The sequence below is a fragment of the Micromonospora sp. 4G55 genome, from assembly GCF_016803375.1.
This window is the reverse complement of sequence record NZ_JAEVHN010000412.1, coordinates 1-5,611: the sequence shown is the minus strand read 5'-3', so window position 1 is coordinate 5,611 and position 5,611 is coordinate 1. Positions and strand designations below refer to the sequence as shown.

Here is a 5,611-nt window from a genome sequence, read left to right as displayed (position 1 = left end):
CCCCCCGGGCAAGTTGATCAAGAAGTTTGCGTCAAGATTCCGCCCCGGGAGGACGCAAACTTCTTGATCACCTGGCAGTGGCGGCCGGAGACGGGGTGTGGTCCTTTGCCGGCGCGCGCAGGTCGTATGGTCGGACCGTGGCCACCTGGGACGACGTACGCCGGCTCGCGCTCGCCCTGCCGGAGACGACGGAGCGGCCGTCGTACGACGGCGCGCCGGCCTGGCGGGTACGCGACAAGGCGTTCGTGTGGGAGCGACCGCTGCGCCGGGCGGACCACGAGGCCCTGGGCGACGCCGCTCCCGACGGTCCGATCCTCAGCGCGCGGCTGCCCGACCTGGGCGCCAAGGAAGCGTTGCTCGCCGACGACCCGGCGGTCTACTTCACCACCCCGCACTTCGACGGCTACCCGGCGGTGCTGGTCCGGTTGGACCGGATCACCGTGCCGGAGCTGACCGAGCTGGTCCTGGACGCCTGGTACGCCCGCGCGCCGAAACGCCTCGCCGCGGCCCACCGCGCCGGCGAGGCGTAGGCACACCCTGGGGAGCTGAAGGGCACCGGTTCAGCGGCGCCAGTCGCGGAAGACGAACCGGTGCACCGCCTTGAGCCCGATCCCGACCACCAGGGCCCGGGCCCACCGGAACCGACCGCGCACCTCGACCCGGGTGCTGCGGGTGAGCCGGGTCGCCCGGCCGCCGGCCGTCGGCGTCAGCTCGAAGGTGTCGCTCAACGCGCCGACGCACGAGTCGAACGGCAGGTCGGTGCGCTCCATCCGGAACGCCAGCCGGGCCGGCGGCGACCACTCGGTGATCCGCTGGTACACCACGCCCCGATCGGAGACGCACTGCCGGGGCGCGCCCACGGCACCGGGCCCCGCCGGCAGGAAGCACTCGACCGGGGTGGGCGCGCCGAGCCGGAACACCGGGCAGCGGGGCGTCGAGGTGATCCGCGAGTCGCAGAGCAGCGGCCAGACCGCCTCCGGCGGTCGGCGTACCAGGGTCGTGGTCCGCACCAACATCAGCGCTCACCCTCGCCGGTGAACGCCGCGGCACCTGTCGTATCCATGCCCGTGACGCTACGAACCCGCCGGCGCCGGGGCCTCCCCCGGCGGAGGGAACCCACTCCCCCGGGCCCGGCGCCCGCCGGGGCAAGGGGTCCGGGCCGGGCCCGGGTTAGGGGCCGGTCGCGCCCTTCTAGGGGTACGCCCGGTCTGTTCCACCCGCGACGGAGGCGGCTTGACTGACCCTGCGCACCCGTCGGGTTCCACGGGGCACCTGCTCAGAGGCAGTGCGACACCGCGCTGCCCGATGGTCCCGCCCGACGCGGACAACGCTGACATCCGTCCCGCGGAGGGGGTTCGATCTCGTGGAATTCACTGTGGCAGCCGACCAGTGGGTCCGGCTGGAGCAACTGGAGGCGGCGGCCACGCACTCGGTGCCGGTCGGCCTCGACGACAAGGTCTGGCAGCGCGTCCAGACCTCCCGGGAGACGCTGCAGCGTTTCGTCGACGAGGGCCGGGTCATCTACGGCGTCAACACCAGCATGGGTGGCTTCGTCGACTGGCTGGTGCCGGTCACCATGGCCCAGCAGCTCCAGGAGAACCTGATCAACGCGGTGGCCACCAACGTCGGGCCGCACCTGGACGACCGGACGGTCCGGGCGATCATGCTGTCCCGGATCGTGTCGCTGGCCCGGGGCAACTCGGCGATCTCGCCGGCGAACCTGGAGAAGCTGATCGCCGTGTACAACGCCGGGGTCATCCCGTGCGTACCGGAGAAGGGGTCGCTGGGCACCAGCGGGGACCTCGGCCCGCTCGCCGCCATCGCGCTGGCCTGCGTCGGCCAGTGGCGGGCCCGCTACCGGGGCGAGACCATGCCCGCCGCGGAGGCGCTGCGGCTGGCCGGCATCGAGCCGATGACGCTCAGCTTCAAGGAGGGGCTGGCGCTGATCAACGGCACCTCCGGCATGGTCGGCCTGGGCGGCCTGGTCTTCTCCCAGGCCAGCCGGCTGCTGGAGACGTACCTGACGGTCTCGGCGCTGTCCGTGGAGGGGCTGCGCGGGATGACCAAGCCGTTCGACCCGCGGGTGCACGAGCTGAAGCCGCACAAGGGTCAGCGCGAGATCGCCGCCCGGCTCTGGCGCACCCTGCAGGAGTCCACCCTGGCGGTCAACGAGCAGGAGACCGAGGCGGCGCTGGCCGCCGAGATGGGCTCCTCGGCCAAGGCCGGCTCGCAGCCCATCGAGGACGCGTACTCGATCCGGTGCACGCCGCAGATCCTCGGTCCGGTGCTGGACAGCTTCGTCCGGATCGGCGAGACGCTGGAGGCCGAACTCAACTCGTCCAACGACAACCCGCTGGTGGTGCCGGACGAGAACGACGTGTTCCACAACGGGCACTTCCACGGCCAGTACGTGGCGATGGCGATGGACCACCTGGTCATCTCGCTGACCACCCTGACCAACCTGGCCAACCGGCGGATCGACCGGTTCCTCGACAAGAGCAACAGCAACGGGCTGCCGGCGTTCCTGTGCCGGGAGAACCCGGGCCTGCGCCTCGGCCTGATGGGCGGGCAGTTCATGACCGCCTCGCTGACCGCCGAGACGCGGGCCCTGGCGGTGCCGATGTCCGTGCAGTCGCTGACCAGCACCGGCGACTTCCAGGACATCGTCTCGTTCGGCTTCGTGGCCGCCCGGCGGGCCCGCGAGGTGCTCGCCAACGCCACCTACGTGGTCGCCTTCGAGCTGCTCTGCGCCGCCCAGGCGGTCGACATCCGGGGCAACGAGGGGCTCTCCCCGGTCACCCGCGAGCTCTACGAGCGGACCCGCGAACTGGTCCCCTACCTCGACCGGGACGTCACCATCACCGACTACGTCGAGGCGATCGCCACCCAGATCCTGGCCGCGCCGCCCGCGTACCGGTCGGAGGTCCTGCTGTGACCGGCCCCGAGTCCGACGGCGCCGGGCCGGAGCCCAGCGGTGGGGCCACCGCCGTGGTCTTCCCCGGCATCAGCCCCAGCTCGTTCGCGCAGGTCGGGCGCTTCCTGCTGATCAACCCCGAGGCGCGCCGGCTGACCGCGCAGGCCGACGAGGCCCTGGGCTGGTCGCTGGTGGACCGTTACCGGCAGGCCGACGGGGGCTACTCGGAGAGCGAGCGGGTGGCGTTCCTGGTGGTCTGCCTGGCGCTGGCGTACTGGGCCGAGGACGCGCTGGACGTCCGGCCCGACATCGTCGTCGGGCCGAGCTTCGGCGGCACGCCGGCCGCCGTCTACGCCGGGGCGCTCAGCTTCCCCGACGCGGTACGGCTCACCGTCGGCTGGAACCGGCACCTGGACGAGTACTTCGCCCACGCCCACAGCGACGTGGTCACCCAGTCCTTCGCCCGGACGCCCCGGGCCCGGCTGGCGGAGATCCTCGGCGAGTTGGACGAGGCCGGCGAGTGGTACGAGACGGCCTGCCACGTCGACGACGACTTCTGGATGCTCTCGGTACGCCGGCACCGCCTGGAGTGGCTCCAGGCGGCCGTGCGGGCGCGCGGCGGCCTGCCGCTGTACACGATGAGCCCGCCGATGCACTCGGCCGCCTTCGCTCCGCTGCGGGCGACGGTGGAGCGGGAGCTGGTGGCCGGGCTGCCGTTCACCGACCCGCGGCTGCCGATGGTCTCCGACCACGACGGCGCGGTGCTGACCCGGGGCGAGCAGGTGCGCCGGCTGCTGCTTGACGGGATCGTCCGGCAGGTGCGCTGGCCCGGGGCGCTGGCGACGCTGCGCGCCCACGGGGTGTCCCGGCTCTGCGTCTCCGGTCCGGACGGGCTCTGGGGCCGGGTGGACGCCGCCCGGCGACCGTTCGACGTGCTGACCCTGACCCCGACGCTCGCGCTGCGACCCCGGCCGCGGCAGCGGACCCTGGTGGGATGATCCGGCGGCCTACCGGGCCGCGCGGGCCAGTTCGGCCAGCGCGGTCCGGTTCGCCTTCCCGTTGGCGGTCAGCGGCAGCTCGGTGAGGAAGTGGAACCGCGCCGGGACCATGTACGCCGGCATGGTGCGCCGGCACCGCTGCACCAGCTCGGCCGCGCCGACGGTGGCGCCCTGCCGGGGCACGACGAAGGCGTGCAGGCTCGGCTCGCCGTCGGCCGCCGGGGCCGCCACCGCCACCGCCGCGCCGACCGTCGGATGGTCCAGCAGCCGGCGTTCCACCTCGCCCAGCTCGATCCGGTTGCCCCGGATCTTCACCATCGAGTCGGTCCGGCCGCAGAAGTACAGCTCCCCGTCGGCCCCCCGGTACGCCAGGTCGCCGGAGCGGTAGACGAGCTGCCCGGAGCGGGGCTCCAGGGGGTCGGGCACCAGCACCTGCCGGGTGGCGGCCGGGTCGTCCCAGTAGCCGCTGAACAGCGACGGGCAGCGGACGTGGATCTCGCCGACCGCGCCGGGCGCGTCGACCACGCTGCCGTCGGAGTCGACCAGCAGCAGCTCGGCGCCCGGGTAGCCGGCGCCGATGGAGAGCCGCTCGGCGTCGGCGGGGAGCGGGTCGGGCACCTCGGCGAAGGAGCAGGCCACCGTCTCGGTGGCGCCGAACGCGTTGACCACCCGCAGCCCCGGGCGCAGCTCGCGCAGCCGACGCAGCTCGGCCAGCGGGAAGTTCTCGCCGGCGAAGAGGATGCCGCGCAACCGGTCCAGGGCGGCCAGGCCGTCGGGCTCGTGGCGCAGCAACGGCCGCCACAGCGAGGGCACGCCGTGCACCACGGTCGCGCCGGCGTCGCGGAGGAAGCCGAGCAGCCGGCGCGGGAAGCTCAGGAACTCGCGGGGGCACCGGCGCGAGGGTCGCCCCGCTGCCCAGGGTGACCCCGAGGTCGAACAGGGAGACGTCGAAGGCCAGCGGCGAGGTGCTGGCCACCACGTCGTCGGCGGCCACCACCGGAAAGCGCTGGGCGCCCCGGTAGAAGGCCAGCGCGGCGTGGTGGCTGAGCACCACACCCTTCGGCTGCCCGGTGGTCCCGGAGGTGAAGATCAGGTACGCCGGGTCGGTGCCCACCACCGCGCGGCGGCCGCGCTGCCGGGGCTTGCCGGCGGGGGGCGACCAGCCCGTCCGGGCTGAACTCGGCGACCGCGGTCATCGGCGGCAGTTCCCGGGCCGGGCGGCCGGCGGGCCGGATGTGCAGCACCGGGTCGGTTGCCTCGACGATGGCGCGTACCCGCAGGTCCGGGGTGTCCGGGTCGACCGGCACGAACGCCGCGCCGAGCCGGGAGCAGGCGAGCAGCAGCGCGATGGCGGCGGCGGAGGTCTGCGACTCGATGACGACGCGGTCGCCGGTGCCGACCCCCGCCTCGGCCAGCGCGGCGGCCCGCGCGTCGACCGCGCGGGCCAGCTCGCCGTACGTGACCGTCACCAGCGCGCCGCCGGCCCGCTCGATCACCGCCGGCTTGTCCGGGGTGCGGGCGGCGGGGCCGAGTACGAACTGGTCCAGGGTGTCGGCGGCGAACGTCATTGCGATGTCCTTCTTCACACCTGCGCGACGGTCTTCAGGTAGTCGCCCACCGTCCGGCGGAACCGCTCCGGCTCCTCCAGGTGCGGTACGTGGCTGGAGTCGTCGAACAGCTCCCAGCGCGCGTCCGGGAT

At 73.7% G+C, this 5,611-nt stretch carries 5 protein-coding genes and 2 pseudogenes; 3 read left to right on the top strand and 4 right to left on the bottom strand.

What is annotated here, in order from left to right; all coding sequences use genetic code 11:
* Positions 1-137 precede the first annotated feature (137 nt).
* Entirely contained in the window at positions 138-530 is a 393-nt protein-coding gene (locus JNW89_RS25975; RefSeq protein ID WP_238450928.1) for an MmcQ/YjbR family DNA-binding protein, read from the top strand.
* Between the two features lie 30 nt (positions 531-560).
* Here JNW89_RS25975 and JNW89_RS25970 read toward each other — a convergent pair whose 3' ends face one another.
* A complete protein-coding gene (locus JNW89_RS25970; RefSeq protein WP_238450926.1) occupies positions 561-1,016 on the bottom strand; it encodes an SRPBCC family protein in 456 nt (151 codons plus the stop codon).
* 347 nt (positions 1,017-1,363) lie between these two features.
* Between JNW89_RS25970 and JNW89_RS25965 the strand changes: the two genes are divergently transcribed.
* Together JNW89_RS25965 and JNW89_RS25960 are read left to right on the top strand one after the other, a co-directional pair.
* Positions 1,364-2,935, top strand: a complete 1,572-nt coding sequence (locus JNW89_RS25965) for a phenylalanine aminomutase (D-beta-phenylalanine forming) (protein ID WP_238450925.1) — start codon at positions 1,364-1,366, stop codon at positions 2,933-2,935.
* The gene (locus tag JNW89_RS25960; RefSeq protein ID WP_238450923.1) at positions 2,932-3,912 is read left to right on the top strand and encodes an ACP S-malonyltransferase; all 981 of its coding nucleotides are present in this window, start codon (positions 2,932-2,934) and stop codon (positions 3,910-3,912) included. Before JNW89_RS25965 ends, JNW89_RS25960 begins: the two co-directional genes overlap by 4 nt.
* Before the next feature lie 9 nt (positions 3,913-3,921).
* Here JNW89_RS25960 and JNW89_RS25955 read toward each other — a convergent pair whose 3' ends face one another.
* The 3 genes and pseudogenes from JNW89_RS25955 to JNW89_RS25945 all read right to left on the bottom strand — a co-directional run.
* Complete coding sequence (locus JNW89_RS25955; RefSeq protein ID WP_238450930.1) at positions 3,922-4,230, bottom strand: hypothetical protein; 309 nt, start codon at positions 4,228-4,230, stop codon at positions 3,922-3,924.
* 198 nt (positions 4,231-4,428) lie between these two features.
* Positions 4,429-5,026, bottom strand: a pseudogene (locus JNW89_RS25950) (AMP-binding protein); the annotation flags it as partial.
* 175 nt (positions 5,027-5,201) lie between these two features.
* Positions 5,202-5,480: pseudogene (locus JNW89_RS25945) on the bottom strand (AMP-binding protein); the annotation flags it as partial.
* Positions 5,481-5,611 lie beyond the last annotated feature (131 nt).

Coding starts and splice junctions, on each gene's coding strand:
- JNW89_RS25955 (WP_238450930.1), bottom strand. CDS start 4,230: ATGGTGAAGATCCGGGGCAACCGGATCGAGCTGGGCGAGGTGGAACGC.
- JNW89_RS25970 (WP_238450926.1), bottom strand. CDS start 1,016: ATGTTGGTGCGGACCACGACCCTGGTACGCCGACCGCCGGAGGCGGTC.